The sequence below is a fragment of the Rugamonas aquatica genome (assembly GCF_009380215.1).
In the GTDB taxonomy this organism is placed as follows: Bacteria; Pseudomonadota; Gammaproteobacteria; order Burkholderiales; family Burkholderiaceae_D; genus Rugamonas; species Rugamonas aquatica_B.
This window is the reverse complement of sequence record NZ_WHUG01000002.1, coordinates 343,784-360,407: the sequence shown is the minus strand read 5'-3', so window position 1 is coordinate 360,407 and position 16,624 is coordinate 343,784. Positions and strand designations below refer to the sequence as shown.

12 protein-coding genes are annotated in these 16,624 nt (G+C 68.3%); all 12 read right to left on the bottom strand.

Translation table 11 applies throughout. The features are described 5' to 3' along the window. Nucleotides 1–15: 15 nt before the first annotated feature. From GEV02_RS05765 to tssH, 12 genes are read right to left on the bottom strand one after another with little or no spacing between them, the layout of a single operon-like run. Nucleotides 16–4,197, bottom strand: a complete 4,182-nt coding sequence (locus GEV02_RS05765) for a type VI secretion system protein (protein ID WP_328595733.1) — start codon at nt 4,195–4,197, stop codon at nt 16–18. 27 nt (nt 4,198–4,224) lie between these two features. Then, the gene (locus GEV02_RS05760) at nt 4,225–4,998 is read right to left on the bottom strand and encodes a DotU family type IV/VI secretion system protein (RefSeq protein WP_328595732.1); all 774 of its coding nucleotides are present in this window, start codon (nt 4,996–4,998) and stop codon (nt 4,225–4,227) included. 4 nt (nt 4,999–5,002) lie between these two features. Beyond that, nucleotides 5,003–6,328, bottom strand: a complete 1,326-nt coding sequence (gene tssK, locus GEV02_RS05755) for a type VI secretion system baseplate subunit TssK (protein WP_152837018.1) — start codon at nt 6,326–6,328, stop codon at nt 5,003–5,005. Between the two features lie 18 nt (nt 6,329–6,346). Next, entirely contained in the window at nt 6,347–6,847 is a 501-nt protein-coding gene (locus tag GEV02_RS05750; RefSeq protein ID WP_235922676.1) for a hypothetical protein, read from the bottom strand. 39 nt (nt 6,848–6,886) lie between these two features. Then, the gene (locus GEV02_RS05745; protein WP_152837016.1) at nt 6,887–8,311 is read right to left on the bottom strand and encodes a cation:dicarboxylate symporter family transporter; all 1,425 of its coding nucleotides are present in this window, start codon (nt 8,309–8,311) and stop codon (nt 6,887–6,889) included. A gap of 8 nt (nt 8,312–8,319) precedes the next feature. Beyond that, nucleotides 8,320–9,606 (bottom strand): dicarboxylate/amino acid:cation symporter, encoded by a 1,287-nt coding sequence (locus tag GEV02_RS05740; RefSeq protein WP_328595731.1) that lies wholly within the window; start codon nt 9,604–9,606, stop codon nt 8,320–8,322. Between the two features lie 9 nt (nt 9,607–9,615). Beyond that, nucleotides 9,616–10,515: a substrate-binding periplasmic protein gene (locus GEV02_RS05735; RefSeq protein WP_174998986.1), complete on the bottom strand. Its 900-nt coding sequence runs from the start codon at nt 10,513–10,515 to the stop codon at nt 9,616–9,618. Between the two features lie 8 nt (nt 10,516–10,523). Further along, on the bottom strand, nt 10,524–10,778 hold the full coding sequence (locus GEV02_RS05730; protein ID WP_152837012.1) for a hypothetical protein: 255 nt from the start codon (nt 10,776–10,778) through the stop codon (nt 10,524–10,526). A 22-nt stretch (nt 10,779–10,800) separates the two neighbouring features. Continuing rightward, complete coding sequence (locus GEV02_RS05725; RefSeq protein WP_152804735.1) at nt 10,801–11,187, bottom strand: DUF4280 domain-containing protein; 387 nt, start codon at nt 11,185–11,187, stop codon at nt 10,801–10,803. After that, the gene (locus tag GEV02_RS05720) at nt 11,187–11,918 is read right to left on the bottom strand and encodes a toxin-antitoxin system YwqK family antitoxin (RefSeq protein WP_152837011.1); all 732 of its coding nucleotides are present in this window, start codon (nt 11,916–11,918) and stop codon (nt 11,187–11,189) included. The genes GEV02_RS05725 and GEV02_RS05720 overlap by 1 nt, the downstream gene beginning before the upstream one ends. Nucleotide 11,919: 1 nt before the next feature. Next, on the bottom strand, nt 11,920–13,911 hold the full coding sequence (locus GEV02_RS05715; RefSeq protein ID WP_152837009.1) for a type VI secretion system Vgr family protein: 1,992 nt from the start codon (nt 13,909–13,911) through the stop codon (nt 11,920–11,922). Next, nucleotides 13,908–16,622 (bottom strand): type VI secretion system ATPase TssH, encoded by a 2,715-nt coding sequence (gene tssH / locus GEV02_RS05710; protein ID WP_152837007.1) that lies wholly within the window; start codon nt 16,620–16,622, stop codon nt 13,908–13,910. Before tssH ends, GEV02_RS05715 begins: the two co-directional genes overlap by 4 nt. Between the last annotated feature and the right edge of the window lie 2 nt (nt 16,623–16,624).

Genomic DNA, 16,624 nt, shown 5'->3' with positions numbered 1-16,624 from the left:
CTCGTTAAACCCGGCCTACCAGGCCGGCGCCTTGACAGGGAAGACCGGCGGCCACACCAGCGGCGTGCGCTTGCCGGCCGCGCTGACGGTCAGCCGCACATACACCCTGGCGCGGCTGTCGCGGGTGGCGATGCGGCCGTCGCCGACCGCCACCATCGGGAACTCCAGCTTCAGCAACTGCGAACGGGCGCCGGACGCCGGCGCCGCATCGGCCTCGCGGTAGGCCGACACCAGGCTGAACAGCGCCCACGGATCGTCGAAACGGTAGCTGACGGTGCGCTCGTCGACCGCCATGCCGGGATGGCCGGCCTCGGCTTTCGGTAGCACCGGGCCGTCCTGCGCCAGGCGCAAGGTCAGCACCACCGGCAGGCCGGGTTCCCAGCGCAGCGCGCGCGCCGGGTCGCGCTGGTGCACGGTGTGGCTGCCGATGGTCAGCGCCCAGTCGATGATCTTGTTGCCTTCGCTTTCGACGGCGCTGTTGGCGCGGAACTCGGCCATCACGTCCAGGCCGGCGGCCTGCCCTTCCTCGCTCGGATACAGCGGCGCCAGGAATTCGCGCACCTTCTGCATCTGCTCGTCCACCTTGCGCACCGTGCTGGCCGGCGACGGCCGCGTCGGGTCGCGGTCGGAGGCGACCGCCAGCACATGCACGCGGTCGAACAGCTTGAGCACGGCGCCGACTTCGTCGACGTCGGCCGGCACGCGCTCGCCCGGCGCGGCCTTGGCGTTGGCGCCGCCGCCGGCGTCGGCCGGCGCCAGCGCGCGGAACGGCGCGCGGTTGGCCAGGCTGGCGTTGAAGGCGTCGGCGAAGCGGGTCCAGGCGTCCTGGTAGCCGGTCTGCATCAGCTCGCGGCAGCGCGAGTACAGCCCGGCCTGCAAGCCCTGCATGCGCTCGGAGAACACGTCGGTGGCGCGGCGCTGGGCGGCGCGCGCCGACAGTTTGTCCAGGCAGTTGTTGAGGTCGAGATCGGCCGCGCCCGCCAGCACGAACTGCTCCAGCGTGGTCAGGCTGCTGGTCGGGCTCTTCAGCTTGTAGCGGTTCAGGTCGGCCACCGTGGCTTGCCAGCGCGTCACCAGCGGATTGCCGGCGCCGGCCCCGCCCAGTTGCAGCAGCAGCGTTTCGGCATCCTTGCCGGTGGCTTCGATGAACGATTGCTGCTGCGACACATAAGCCGCCAGCGCGCCGGCATCGGCGGCGCCGAAGGCGTCCAGCAGCGGCGCCTTCTCGCCGTTCCACGAGCGGAAGGCGCGGTCGCGCGGCACGAACACCTCGGCCCGGGTCAGCGTTTCGTCCAGCAGCTGCAGGCGCGTCAGCGCATCGCGGCTGAGCACGGCGGTGAGGTTCTCCGCCACGCCGTTCGCGCCGAGGTCCTGCAGCCACGAGCGGATGCGCAGCGCCTTGGCGCGGTCGGCCTCGGAGGCCGGCGCCTGCACTTCGCGCGCCGAGATGATGTAGGCCTGCGACAGCAGGTCGCGCGCGGTCTCGCCCAGCGCGCCGTCGGCCAGGCGCGCGGCCGGCGCCTGCAGCATATTGGGGAACTTGGGCAGGAAGTCGGTCTGCACCCGCTTGCGCGCGTCCGTCAGCGCCTGCACCTGCTCCAGCCGCGAACCGTCCCAGCTGACGGTGGAACCCGGCGGCACCTCGGGCAGGCGGCTCAGGTGGTTGACCTTCATGAACGGTTGCGACAGCAGGCCGTTCAGCGCGTCCATCAGCGCCTTGCGGTCGGCCGCGAAGGCCCAGGCGCCGTTCGCCTCCACCCATTCCAGGCCCGAGCTCAGGCCCTGCGAGTGGCTGTCGGCCGCCAGCGTCGCATCCCACTGCGAGATGAACTGGCTGAAGCCGTCGTCGATCTGCTTGCGCGCCTCGTCGGCGGTGGCCTTGCCCAGCATGCTGACGTTCTCGGCCTTTTGCAGCAGGTTGTCCCAGGCCGGGCCCAGGTCCGGCGTGCTGCGGTGCATCCACGCCCCCTTGCCGCTGGTCAGATACGCTTCCTGCGTCTTCAGCGCGGCGCGCAGCGCCTGCCAGATGACAATGTTGGTGGCGGCGTCCGCCTTCGGATCGGCCTCGTACAGCGCGGCCGACGCCTCGCCGATGGCCTGCTCGGCCTTCAGCAGGCCGTTGTTGACGTACAGGCGCTTGGCCGTGGCCCGCACCGCCAGCCTGAACGAACAGGCCGCCGCCACCTGCAGCGGTTCGACCGTCAGCGACGTCACATCCCTGGCCGCGCGCCGGAACAGCGCCGCCGTGTGCGTGGGGTCGCCGCTCAGTTCGCTGCCCAGCAGTATCCGCACCACCAGCGCCAGATCCTCGCCGGACGGCGGCCCCGATGCGTCCGACTTCAGCCGCATCATCGCCTGCTGCACCTGGTCCAGCTGCTCCATCCGCTCCACGTATTGCAGCAGCGCGGAAAATTCCGGCAGGTTTTCCATGTTCAGCGCGGTGTTCGGCATCGAGGTCATCTCGGCCCAGCGCGCCGGCAGCGAGCAGCGGCCGCCGATGATCAGGCTGCCCGAAACGGGATCGACCGGCACGCCGGTCAGCTCGCTGACGCGGCCGTACATCGAGCGCCGCAGCGGGTCGAAGGCATTGTCGGCAAAGCCTTTTTCCATGCGGCGCCGCACCCGCTGGTGCAGGTCGTCGAACCACGGCCAGGAGCCGGGCATGAACACGGAACCGAGCCGGGCATTGCCCATCTGCTCGATATTCTGCAGCGCCTCGATCGCGCGCCGGCGGCTCTGCGCCGGATCGGCCAGGCTGCGGCTGCTGGCCTGCAGGCTGGCGCGCGAATCGTGGTCCAGCTTGTACAGATAGAGCACGATGTCGTTGCTGAGGCGGTGCACATTGAAGGTGGCGAACACCAGCCCCAGCACCCACACCGCCGGGATCGCCACGGCGCTCCAGCGCGCCGCGCGGTTCATCGCCGGCCGCCGCATGCGGTGCACCGACGACGAGCGCACCAGCCCCGCCTCGGCGAAGATCTTGCGTTCGAAGATATCGCGCAGGAAGGCCGGCACGGCGCTGCCCTGCCCGGCCGCATACGCCGAGGCCTGCGCGGCGCCATCGGCCGACAGGGACGGCTCGGCCCGCTCAGGCAGGGCGGCGGCCGGCCCGGTGGCGGCCTGGTCGACCGTCATGAAGCCGTCGTCGTCGGCCGCCAGGCCGGCGCCCAGCAGCGCCGCTTCGTCGCTGCAATCGCCGGTCAGGTAGACGCCGCGCAGCAGGAACGGTTCGTGGTAGGCGCTGGGCCGCATCAATTCTTCGGCGAACAGCTTGAGGCCGGCGCGCAGGCGCTCGACCTGGTTGGGCAGCAGGAAGTAGGCGCTGCTGTCCGCATCCGACGGTTCCAGCGCGCACAGTTCGGCGCAGCTGTCGGACAGCGTGCGGACTATCTCGTTCATCGCCGTGTCCATCCATTGCGCCTGGAACGGCGCGGCCAGCTCGTGCGGCGACGACCAGCCCAGCATCGAGCGGCGCAGCGGTTCCGGCAGCGCCGCCGCGAAGCGGGCGAAGCCGGGGATGGTTTCGCAATCGCTGATCGCCAGGTAGATCGGGAAGCGCAGCGCCAGCCGGTTCTGCGCCAGCCACAGGCGGCGGTGGATGGCCTTGGCGCGCGCGGCCAGGTCCAGCTGGCCGGCGCCGTCGGCGTCGAGGAAGGCGCGGGCCGGGATCGCCACCACGATGGAATCGAACGGCCGGTCGGGACGGTAGTTGCGGCACAGGCCGAGGAAATCGTCCCAGGTGCTGTTGGCCATGGCATTGGCGCCGGAGGCTTCGGGATCGGGCGAGCCCAGCAGGTCCGATTGCAGCTGCACCGCCACGCCGTGGTCGAAGAAGTTCCAGCTGATGCCCTGGGCGCCGGCGGTCAGCGCGCTGTCGGTGCTGAGCGCGCTTTGCAGGCCGGACTGCAGCAGCGGCAGTTCGCGGCCGGCGCTGCCTTCGTTGAGCACCAGCGTCCACGCCAGGCTGTAGCGCTCGGAGCGGGCGGCGATATTGTTTTCGATCAGCTCCACCGCCACGCGGAACGATTGCTTCAGCGAGTCGGCGCTGATCAGGCGCGGTTTCTGCTCGGCCGGCTGGTCGGCTTTTTCCGCGCCCTTCATCGCCGCCCAGATGACGATGGCGAACAGCAGCATGACGAGCAGCGTCAGCACCAGCAAGGTGGCGATGGCCGTGTTATCTGACAGGAAGTTCAGCACTATGCGCCCGTCCCGATGATGGTTAGGTTACACGGTTGTGGCGAGCGCGGCGCGCACCGGCCACGATTGCCACAACCACAGCAGTTCAGACAGGCCCAGCAAGATCAGCAGCGCCAGCAGGAACATCAGCCCGCTGCGGTTGAACTTGGGCAGGCGCCGCGCCGCCAGATGCGACAGCGTGCTGGCATACGCCTGCTCGGACAGCGTGCGGTCGCGCCCCTGCAGGTCGGCCGGCCGCAGATACACGAACTGGAACAGCTCGCGCCGGTACTCGGCGATCTTGTCCTGCTTCTGGCCCCGGTAGCGGCCCTGGAAGCCCAGCGACAGCAGATACAGGTACAGCCGGCCGACATGGCGGCGCGACGCCTCGCGCTCGCGCAGCAGCTGGTCGAGGTCGTCGAACACGCGCTCGCCGGCATAGCTGGACTTGAACAGCGTGGTCTCGATCAGCACATGGCGCCAGTAGCTGCGCCCGGCCCACTCGGTGTTGAGCAGCACCTCGTCGGCCAGCGCCGCCTTCAGGAAGCGGCCCTGCGCCTCGGCCTCCATGCCGGCCTTGCCGACGATGCGGCGCGCCTCCAGCGACTGCAGCTCGATCAGCTGGCACAGCTGGCGGCTCAGCGCCTCGGCGGCCGACCTGGCCTCGCCCTCGCCGACCCGCGTGGCCGCCTGCGCCGAGCGCGACAGCATGTCGTAGAAATCGCGGAACTGCACCGACGCCAGGTCCACGCCTTCGCTGACGCCGCCGCTCCAGGCCGGCGCGGCCGGCGCGTTGTTCGCCTTGCTCGATAATATGCTCACGGCCTCATCCCTTTATGAACAACACCACTTCCTGCGGCCGCTGCGCCAGCAGGCTTTCATTGGCGTTGCTGATTAACAGCGCCTGGTCGGCCACGATGAACTCGTCGCTGACCTCGACGCTGAACAGCGTGTAGCCGGCGCTGGCGCGCAAGCCCAGTTCCGGCGCGGCGTCGATGCGGGTGCGCGCCGCGCCCAGCACGCGGCGGTCGGTCAGCGAAGTCCACACCGTCTGCGAGCCGATCACCGCGCCCGCCATCCATTGCGTGGCCTCGCGCTCCGGCTGCCCGCGCAGGCCGACCACCAGCCGCGCGCCGATCCAGTCGGCCTGCATCGCCAGCGCGAACGCCTGGCCATCGTAGTTGAACACGCAGGTCTTCCATTCCTGGCTGACCTCGCCCACCAGGTCGGTCAGCGCGCTCAGCACGGCGTCGAAGGCCGGGCCGGCGTCGGCATGGTCGTAGGCCGGCGGCATGATGGGCACGGCGCCGGGGCGCAGCGTCGCCAGCGGCCCCAGCTGCGCGCACAGCGCCAGGTACAGCGGCAGCGGATGCACGGACGGGCTGCGCAGCAGGGCTTCCAGCAGCGGCAGGTTGAGGATCAGGCTGGACAGCCTGGCCTTCTGCTCCAGCAGGTTGATGCGGTCCTCGGTGCGCGACGACGGCTGCGCGGTCTGGCGCGCCAGGAACACCGCCTTGTTGCGCATATGGGTGGCCAGCACCTGCGCGCGCTGGCGCACGCCGGACGCGGCCGGCACCTCCAGCAGCGCCGGCAGATAGGCGCCGGGCCGGACGATCTCGTTGCCCTTGTTGACCGTCATCAGCCGCAGCGAAGTGTAGGCGGCCGACGGCACCGGCCCGGCCGCCAGCGCCAGGTTGACCGCCATGCGCGGCACGTCGGCCGGCAGCGCCTGCGACACCTCGTCCTCCACCGTCGGGCTTTCGATGCCGCGGAACATGGCCGGCTGGCCCGGCTGGTTCAGCGAGCGCGTGTTGCCCACCACCAGGTACACCGCCAGATCCTGCTGCGCCATCGCTTCCGCCCACGGCGCCAGGTCCAGCTCCAGCGGCCGGCCCTGCGCCAGCGCGCTGTCGTAGGTCACGGCCATGCCGTTGGGCAGTATCGCTTCCAGTTGCGCGACGCGCAGCAGGCCGGTGGTCAGCAGCGCCTCGTCGATCTGCAGCGCGCGCACGCCCCAGCCGTAGGGATTGGTCGCCATCGACTGCCAGGCCAGCAGCGCGTCGATGCGCGCGCCCTCTTGCTGGAAGTGCTGCGGCGTCAGCATCATGCCTTCGTGCCACTGGATGCGGTGTGAGAGTTCAGGTACGGTCATTGAGTGGCTTCCATAAGCTTACTGGGCCGCGCCGGCTTTGGGCTCGTTCGCCACGAAGCCCTGCGCGTTCAGTTGCACAACATATCCCGAGGCGTTCAGCAGCAGGCGCGCGCGGTGTTCGCCGGCGTTTGCATAGCCGGCAAACACCAGTGCGGCCCAGGCTTTCTGGTCGCTCCATTTTTTATCGCTCAGCTTGATCGTTTGCGCCGGCACCAGCTCGTAGGGGTAGACCGTCAGCGCTTCCGGGAAGGTGCGCTGCAGTTCGGCGCGCGTGGCGAACCATTTCGAGGCCGGCATGGTCAGCAGCGAATCGAGGACGGCCTGGTCCTTGACCAGCACCACGTCCACCGCCACCGCGCTGTTGCTGTTGGCGTCGTCGGCGGCGCGCAGCGTCAGCGACTTCCAGCCGGGCGCGGCCATGCTGGGGCCGAACAGCGCGCGCGTGGCGCCGCAGCCGGCCAGCGCCAGCATGGCCGCCACGGACAGCAGCACGCCGCGGCGCGTCATGCGGGCGTCCATTCGAACATCGAAGTCATCATCAGTTGCATAAGTCAGTCTTCAAAAAGCCCTGCGCAGGCCGTAGCCTATGCCGGCGCAAAACACTGTGGACAAAGCAATCAACAACAGGAACAGCACGGACAGCGCTTGCTTGCGGGTGAAGACGAGCTTGAGCGTGGACGGATGCCACGCTTCGGAATCTTGCTCGTTATTAATATACAGACCATCCGCTACCAAGGCAATCAGAGCCGATGATATGAGAAAGGAAAGTAAATTCCGTGGTCCTTCGCACAACACTTCCACCAGCATAAACACCGGCAACACGGCTTCCAGCGGCAGTCCCATCGAGGCCATCACGAAGCTGCCGAGTATCACCGACTTGACACCGGCGATGCCCACCGACCACAGCGCGGCGGTCCACGACAGCGCGCAGATCCAGGCGATGTCGGCGGCCGACAGCGGATGGTGGTACAGATTGGCGATGAAGATGGCCAGCACCGCGAAGAACATCGCCTCGCCGGCCTTGATGAACACCGGCGCGATCGGCGACACCAGCTCCACCAGCCCGCGGCTGAAGCCCAGCCGCACGCTCATGCCGTGGATGAAGCCCGGCACCGCCGCCACCGCCACCGGCGAGAACAGGCACACCGTGATCGGCTCGCGCAGCGCCAGCAGCACCGGCCACGGCGACTTCTTCAGCTTCCAGCAGATGATGGCGATGGCGCCCGCGCACACCGCCGCCGCCGCCGCGAAGAAGGCCGCCAGGAAGCTGCCCAGCAGGACGATGGCCTCGACCCCGGCGGTGGCGGTGGCGGCCGCCGCCAGCACGAAGGCGGCGGCCGGCAGCAGGGTATTGAAACGGTTCACCAGCGATTCCAGCGCGCGGTAGGCGCCTTCGAAGATGCCGCTGAGCTGGGCCGAGCGCAGCGGATCCTGCACCGACACCGCCGCGCCGAAGCACAGCACGCCGATCAGCACCGACGGCAGCGAACCGTAGGCCAGCACGCCGAAGAAATTGTCCGGCACCAGCGTGCCGATGTCCCACACGTCGGCACCGGCGTCGCTGCTGTCGCGCAGGGCCATCATGAATTGCGACTCCGAGCGCAGCGCCAGCTTGCCCAGCGCCGCCGTCTGCCCGGCCGACATGCCGGAACCGGCGCCGCCCACGCTGGCCACCAGCACGCCCACCACCGCGCACAGCAGCATCGCCAGCAGCGACATCGCCGCCAGCCGCGCCAGCCGCGCACCCGAGCCCGGTTCCGACGGCAAGCGCTGCAGGCCGAAGTACACCGCCAAAATCACGAACGGCAGCGCCGCCATCTGGATCAGCGACAGGTACAGCATCGACACCGCCGCCAGCAGCGGCGCGCTGCCTGGAAACAGCGTGCCCACCCAGCCGCCCAGCAGCATCGCGCCCAGCAGCGTGGCCGGATGATGGAAGATATCCCTGATCTGGAACATGGCGGGTTTGACGAGGGTCTGCATGGCCGGTCCTAGAGCTTGACGGGTGCGGCGCAGATGCTGGCCACGGCGGCGCAGCTGCCGATCACGGTGACGGCGGTGCGCGCCATGGCGCAGATCGGATCGACCGCCATCAGCAGGATGAAGGCGGCCTCGAACGGCAGCGTCATGTAGCTGCAGATGGTGCCGACCAGCGACACCGTGACCACGCCGGCCATGCCGGCCGAGGCGAAGCCGGACAGCACCGACACCAGCACCAGCACGCCCAGGTCCAGCACCGACATCGGCCGGCCGTACAGGGCGGCGATGAACAGCGTGCTGCAGACGAAATACGCCATCGCCCCGACCCGCAGCAGCGAAATACTCAGCGGCACCAGCAGCTCGACCCGCGCGCGCGCAAACTGCAACTGTTCGACCAGGCCGCTGACCATGGCCGGCATGCAGGTGGCGCTGTTGTTGGTGGCCACGCCCAGCGCGAACGGCTCGCGCATCGCCGCCATCACCGCGCCGAAGGGCACGCCGGCGCGGCGGCTGATCAGCGCCATCGCCAGCGCCATCAGCAGGCCGGACACCAGCAGGAACAGGATCACGAAGCCGGCCATCGCCGCGATCGGCTGCAGGCCGGTCTGCGCCACCTGGCTGGCCGCCATGCACACCAGCACGAACGGTATCGGCAGATTGACCCAGCGCGTCAGCGTCTGGCAGGCGTGGTAGATGGTTTCCAGCGCCTGGTGCAGTCCGCCCGAGATGCGGCTCGGCACCTGGCCGGCGGCAAAGCCGAACAGCAGCGCGAACACCAGCGCCTTCAGCGTTTCGCCGTTGGCCAGCGAGGCGAAGATGTTTTGCGGGATCAGCGATTGCAGCACGTCCTTGAGATCGGTGTGGTGCGGCGCCGCCTCCTCCGCGCGCAGCGCCATGACGGTGTTGCTGCTGTCGCCGTCGGCGCTGATGATCTTGCCCAGTGCGGCGCGGGTTTCCTGCGGCAGATTGCCGCCCGGCCGCACCAGCACCGAGCACACCGTCGCCAGCACCGCCACGATCAGCGAGAAGCTGATGAACACCACCACCACCCGCTTGAAGATGCGCGCCGCGCCGCCGTCGCGGTACAGGTTTTGCAGGCTGAAGATCACCGCCGAGATCATGAACGGCAGCACGATCATCTTCAGCAGGTCGACATACACCACGCCCACCACGCCCAGATGCCGCGACAGCGGCGGCGAAGCCCAGCCCAGCAGCCCGCCGGCCAGCACGCAGCCGAGCACGGTCCACGGGTTCAGGGCCCAATCCTGGAAGCGCTGCATGCTGGTCGGAGCGTCCACGTGGTTTCCTTATTTGATGACTCTGAGCACGCTGTCGGCCGTGGGCTGCACGGCCCGCTGCGCAATCAGCTCGTTGATGAAGGACAGCAAGGTCAGATCGCGGATGCCGACGATCACGCTCAGCGGCGCTTCCAGATCGCTGAAGGTGACGGTGCGCAGCGTCAGCGCCAGGCCGGGATCTTCGCGCAGCAGTTGCACCACTTCCATTTCATCGCGGTAGACCACCGTCACCTCGCCCTTCTTGGCCGCCTCGACCAGTTCGGGCCAGGTGGGATAGGTGACCAGCTTGGCCTTGGGGAAGTTGCGGCGGCCAAACTCGACCCATGACGAGCCGGCCAGCACGCCCATGGTGCCGTTGTAGTCGCGCACCACCTGCGGCAGCGGGCGGTCGCCGGCCAGCTCGGCAAAGCGGATGCGGTTGATCAGCAGCGCATGGCCCAGCTTGATGTAGGAGATCGAGAAGTGCACCATCTGCGCGCGCTTGAGCGTGCGCCCCAGCCGGCTGACGGCGACATCGGCCTTGCCCAGCGCCACCGCCTCGACCACGCTGTCGAAGGTCTTGTAGCTGCGGTCGAAGCGCAGCGATACGCCGAGTTCACGGGAAATCAATTTGGCCAGGTCGATGTCGGTGCCGACCAGGTCGCCGTTCTTGTTGGCGAAAAATGGCGGATTGTCGGTCGCCAGCATGGCGACCACCAGCTCGCCGTGGTTGACGATGCGGGCGATATCCGGCGCCAGCATGCGGCCGTCGGCGACCTTGACCAGCCCGGTACGGTCCGGCTCCGCTGGCGCGGCGGGCGCGGCCGGTTGCGCACCTGGCTTGCCGTTCTGCTGCGCGCCGTGCGCCCACGCTACGGCGCACAGGCACAGCGCGGCCAGCAACAGCGCGATGCTGGACAGGCGGCTCATTGGGCGGCTCATTGGGCGGCCTTTTGCGCGGCGTTCACGCGCTCGGTCACGGGAGCGGCCATGGTGGCGGCCTCGCTGTTGACCTTGCCCGTCAACTGCTGGCGGGCGCGCTTGGCGGCGTTGTCGACCACGGCCGGCGCGGGACGCTCGGCCATGCTCTGCCCGATCTGGTAGCCCAGGGCGAACAGCAGCACCATCATCGCCACGCCGGAGAAGATGGCCAGGGCGATCAAACGGGGAGTCAGGCTGAATCGGTATTCCATGGTGGCGGTCGCGGTTAAGTGTTCAGGGAATGGAAACGGTGGTCTGGCCGGGCGCGTTGATCGCGATCACGCCGCCCCACATGCACATCAGCTTGGACGAATTGTTCAACGCCGGCATATTGCCGATCAACACAGTGGGCGAACCCGGCACCCACGGCGCGACGGTGGCCGGGATGCACGGCATCGGCGTCAGCACGCCCAGCGCCGCCGCCGTGGCCGCCGCCACCATCGGGTTGGCCATCGACTGGCACATGCCGAACGGCAGGATGTTGACCATCGGCTTGTTGTCCATGATGTTGGCGTCGGGGACGGCGGTCAGCACGGCGTTGGCCGGCAACACCATCAGCGTGCCCGGCGCCACGCCGAAGCTACATTTGAGCATCGCGCCCATGCAGGTTTGTTGTCCCATCAGCTTCCCCTCACCAGCTTTTGCAGCCGGTCCAGAATTGCGGGTGTGGCGGCGGCGTTGTCGGTGCGCTTGCCCTTGGGGTCGAAGCGCGCCGGCGAGCCGACCGGCTTGCCGTCGCGGTAGATCACTTCTTCCATCAGTTCGCCGTCCGGCCAGTAGCGGCGCATCGGGCCGTGCAGCAGGTTGGCGCGGTAGGTGCAGGTCTGCACCACGCTGCCCTGGGCGTCGAAGTCGGTCGACTCGCCGTCCAGCAGGCCGGCCTTGTAGTGCGATTTGCGCACCCGCAAGCCTTCAAAGAAAAATTCGGCGGGGCCGTGGATCTGGCCGTCGAACATGTTCAGGCGCGAGGTCAGGTGGCCGGCTTCGTCGTAGGACAGCGACGGCCCGGCCGGCACGCCGTCGACCATCGTCTGGCGCGCGATGCAGCGGCCGTTGACGTAGGTTTCCATCTGGCCGTGCGGCACGCCGTGCTGGAACTGCGATTGCTGCACCAGCTTGCCGTCCGGGGCGAACACGGACATGGGGCCGTGCATCTTGCCCGATTCGAAGTGCGCCTTCATCAAGGTATGGCCCAGCGCGCTGAACTGTTCGAACGGGCCGTGCAGCACGCCGTCGCGCAGCCAGGCGCGCTGCAGCAGCTGGCCGCCCTCGTTGTGCTCTTCGAGCAGCAGCGGCTCGGCAGGCACGGGCGCGGAGGGCGGTACGGCGGCGAGGTCGGTTTCGGTCGTCATATCAGTTCACCTTGGCCATGGCGCCCTTGAGGGTCAGCATCGCGCCGGCCTCCACGGTCTGGGTTGCGTCGGCCTTGCTGTTGATGACAGGCGCCTTGTTATCCATCTGCACCGCCGCCTGGTTGACCATCTTGGTGCCGGCCTTGTTGGTCAGGTCGGTGCCGGACTCGTTGGTCAGCGCCGTGCCCGCCTTGGCCGTCAGTGCCGTGCCGGCCGTGATGGCGTAGGTCGTGCCGGATTCCTCCTTCACCGATGCGCTGGACTTGATGCTGATGTCGCCCGTCACCGTGATGGTCAGCTTGCCGTCGATGGTCAGCGCATAATCGCCCGTGACCTTGTGGGTGAACTTGGCGGCGTTGGTATGCGTCTCGTCGCCCGTCACCGTCACCTCGCGCGTGGCTTTGACGTTGTGCGTCTCCTTGCCCTTCTGCACATCCACCGTGCGGTCGCCTTCCTGCAGCGTGTGGATTTCCGCGCCCTTCTTCACCGTCGTGGTCAGCGCGTTCTCGATCTCGGTCAGCATGTCCTTCTGCGCATGCATGTAGAGCTGCTCGGAGTCTTTCTTGTCCTCGAAGCGCAGCTCGTTGCCCGCCGCGCCCTGCTTGGACGACCAGGTGCGCATGATGGTCTGCGTCTGGTTGGCCGGCAGCTCGGCCGGTGTGGCGTTCTCGCCGTTGTAGACGCAGCCCGTCACCAGCGGCCGCTCCGGGTCGCCGTTCAGATAGGTCACCACCACCTCCTGCCCCACGCGCGGCAGGAACAGCGAACCGAAACCCTTGCCCGCCACCGACTGCGCCACGCGCATCCAGGTCGAGCTCTTGTCGTCCTTGGTGCCGTCGCGGTCCCAGGGGAACTGCACCTTGATGCGGCCATACTTGTCGGTCCAGATTTCCTCGCCGCTCGGCCCCACCACCAGCGCCGTCTCGCAACCGACCGCGCGCGGACGCGCCGTCTGCACCGGCGGCCGGAACGGCACCGTCACCGGAAACGCCTCGAAGGAATTGGTGTACAGATCGTCGCGCGCCGTGTGGTGCACGCGGCGCAGCACGAAGGCCGCGTTGAGCGCGGACACAAAATGCCCGGACAGCGTGAACTTGCTGCCGGCGCAGAACGGATAGCAGAAGCTGTCGCCGCGCAGCACCTCGGCGTTGACCTGGCTGGCCTCCACGCGCAGCTTGGCGATCGCCGTGGCGGCGGCCACCGCCAGATGGCCGGTGGCGAACTCGTACACCGCGCCGCTGCCGCCGCTGGCCGAATGCGTGCCCTCCAGCGACGTGCTGGGCTTGGTGAAGTCGTAATCGTTGACGGTGGCCTTCTTCACGGCGATGGTGTTCTCGTGCGCGAAGCGCGACACCGTGTCGATGGCGTTGCCCATGCCGGTGCGCGGGAAAAAGCGCACCGCCGCCGCGCCGTCGCAATCGGCGAAGTTGGACGAGGCGTCGCCCAGCACCATCGTATGCGCGCTGCTGCTGAAGGTGAAGAAATAGAAAATGCCGGCCTGCTCCATCAGCCGGCTGATGAAGTCGAACGCGGTTTCGTCGTACTGCACGATGTAGTCCACCGGATCGTAGGTCTGGGTCAGCTTGTCGTCGAAGGTGACGCTGAAGTCGCCCAGCACCGCCTTGATGATGTCCGCCACCGACTTGGCCTGGTAGATCTTGCGGTCGCGCGACAGGGTCAGCAGCCACAGCATCGGCACCACCTCGGCCTCGTAGGTGGCGAAGTCCTGGTCGAAGCCGCTCTGGATGAAGCGCGACACCATGCCGGTGATGTAGCGCTTGCTGCCGCCCTCCACGCTCAGCGTCACCGTCATGGTCTTGCCGACCGCCGTGGCGGCGCTCAGGCTGGTGCTGCCGGAACGCATGTGCAGGTTGAACTTGAACATCTCCGAAATGCCTTCGCTGCCCTCGACCGAGTCGAGCAGCAGGTCGTTGTCGCCGAAGGGCGACGACAGGGCCATCAGGCCGCCGGGCTGTTCGAAGCCGGTCCTCATGGTTGCCCCCGCAGCGGATGTTCGCGGAAGGTGTAGGCGAACTGCTCGTCCGCGCCCACGCTCATGTGGATGGCGGTGAAGGGCTTGAGCATGGCCATGCGTTCCAGCACCAGCGACGACAGCAGCGGCAGCACCGTCTGCGTCAGGATGAAATCGATGTTGCGGGCGCCGCTGTCGACCTCGGTGCAACGGGCGGTGACGACTTCGGTCACGCGGTCGTCCCAGGTGAAGCGGGCGTTGTGGTTCTGGGCGAAGCGCGCCGCCAGCTTGGCCAGCTTGAGATCGACGATGTTGCTGATCTGCTCGTCACCGAGCGGATAGTAAGGCACCAGCACCAGCCGCCCCAGGAAGGCCGGGCTGAACTGTCGCAGCAGGGCCGGCCGCAGTTGCTCGATCAGCTCGGTCGGGTCGGGCCGCTTGCCGTTGGCGCAGGCTTGCGTGATGACGTCCTGCGCCGCGTTGGAGGTCAGCAGGATCAGCGTGTTCTTGAAGTCGATGGTGATGCCTTCGCCGTCCTCCATCGTGCCCTTGTCGAACACCTGGAAGAACAGTTCCAGCACGTCCGGATGGGCTTTTTCCATTTCATCGAGCAGCACCACGCAGTACGGCCGGCGGCGCACCGCCTCGGTCAGCACGCCGCCCTTGCCGTAGCCGACATAGCCGGGCGGCGCCCCCTTCAGGCTGGAGATCGAATGCGCCTCCTGGAATTCCGACATATTGATCGTCACCATATTGCGTTCGCCGCCGTACAGCATGTCCGCCAGCGCGAACGCGGTCTCGGTCTTGCCGACGCCGCTCGGGCCGACCAGCATGAACACGCCGACCGGCTTGCCCGGATCGTCCAGCTCGGCGCGGAAGGTGCGCACGCGGCGGGCGATCGCGTCCAGCGCCTGCTCCTGCCCGACCACGCGGTCTTCCAGCCGCTCCTTCAGTTGCAGCACGGTGTGGATTTCATCGGCCAGCATCTTGCCGACCGGGATGCCGGTCCAGCCGGAAATCACGCCGGCGACGATTTTCGAATCGACGCAGACCGGCACCAGCGGCTCGTCGTCCTGGATCGCCTCCAGGCCTTTTTGCAGGCGCTGCAACTGGTCGCCGCGCGAGATGCGTTCCTCGTCGTCGAGGGCGGCGTGGTCGTCGGCCGAGGCGGCGATTTCGCGCCGCAGCGCCAGGATTTCTTCGACGGCGCGGCGCTCCTCGGCCAGCTTGTCCTGCAAGCGCAACAGGCGGCCTTGCAGCAGCGCCTGCTGTATCTCCATCTTGGCGATGGCGGCGGCCTGGTCCTCGCCGCGCGCATGCCGCTGGCGGGCGATACGCAGTTCCTCGCCGTTGAGGACGATGTCGTGCTCCAGCGCCTCCAGCTGCTGCGGCGCGCCGGCCTGGCCGATGGCGACGCGGGCGCAGGCGGTGTCGAGCACGCTGATGGCCTTGTCCGGCAGCTGGCGGCCCGAGATGTAGCGGTGCGACAGGCGCACGGCGTCGGTGACGGCTTCGTCGAGGATCTCGACGCCGTGGTGCTGCTCCAGCGTCGCCACCATGCCGCGCAACATGCCGATGGCGGCGTCCGTGGTCGGCTCTTCGACCTTGACCACCTGGAAGCGGCGCGCCAGCGCCGGATCGCGTTCGACGTATTTCTTGTACTCGGCCCAGGTGGTGGCGGCGATGGTGCGCAACTCGCCACGCGCCAGCGCCGGCTTGAGCAGGTTGGCGGCGTCGCCCTGCCCTTCGCTGCCGCCGGCGCCGATCAGCTGATGGGCTTCGTCGATGAACAGCACGATGGGCGTGGCCGAGGCGCGCACTTCGGCGATCACCGATTTGAGGCGGTTTTCGAATTCGCCCTTGATGCCGGCGCCGGCCTGCAGCAGCGCCAGGTCCAGCGTGCGCACCACCACGTTGGCCAGCGACGGCGGCACAGCGCCGGCGGCGATGCGCTGCGCGAAGCCTTCCACCACGGCGGTCTTGCCGACGCCGGCCTCGCCGGTGAGGATGGGGTTGTTCTGGCGGCGGCGCAGCAGGATGTCGATGATCTGGCGGATCTCGGCGTCGCGGCCGCGTATCGGGTCGATGCGGCCGGCGCGCGCCAGCGCCGTCATGTCCACCGTGTACTGGTCGAGCGACGGCGTGGCGCCGCCGGCCGCCTGCGGCGTGGGCATCATGCCCGGCACGGCGCCGCCTTGCCGGGCCACAGGGCCAGCGCCGCCCGCTTGCGGGCCGCCGGCCAGCGGTCCGCCGCCATCCTCCGACGAGGCGGCCAGCAGCGACGGCAATTCCTGCTTCAACTGGTCGCGCGGGATCTTCAGCAGCTCGGGCGCGCTTTCGATCAGCAGGCCGCGCAGGCTGTCCACTTCCAGCATCGCCAGCAGCACCGTGCCGGAGCGCACTTGCTGGCTACCCAGCAGCATCGAGCTCAGCATCCACGCTTCCTGGAACAGCGCGATGAAGTGCGGCGACAGCGCCGGCGTGCGGCCGTTGCCGCGCTTGAAGCCGTCCATGCTGCGCTGCAGTTGCGCCGCCACCGCGCCGTCGTCGATGCCGAAGCGCTGCAACAGCAGCGCCAGATCCGGCGCCCGCTCCTCCAGCAAGGTGAACAGCAAATGCTCCAGCTCGACGTTGTACTGCGTCTGCTTCACGCACAGCTCGGCCGCATGCCCCATCGCCCGCTTGCATTCGGGGTTGAGCTTGGACAGCAGGGTGCGGATATCGATTTCCATCG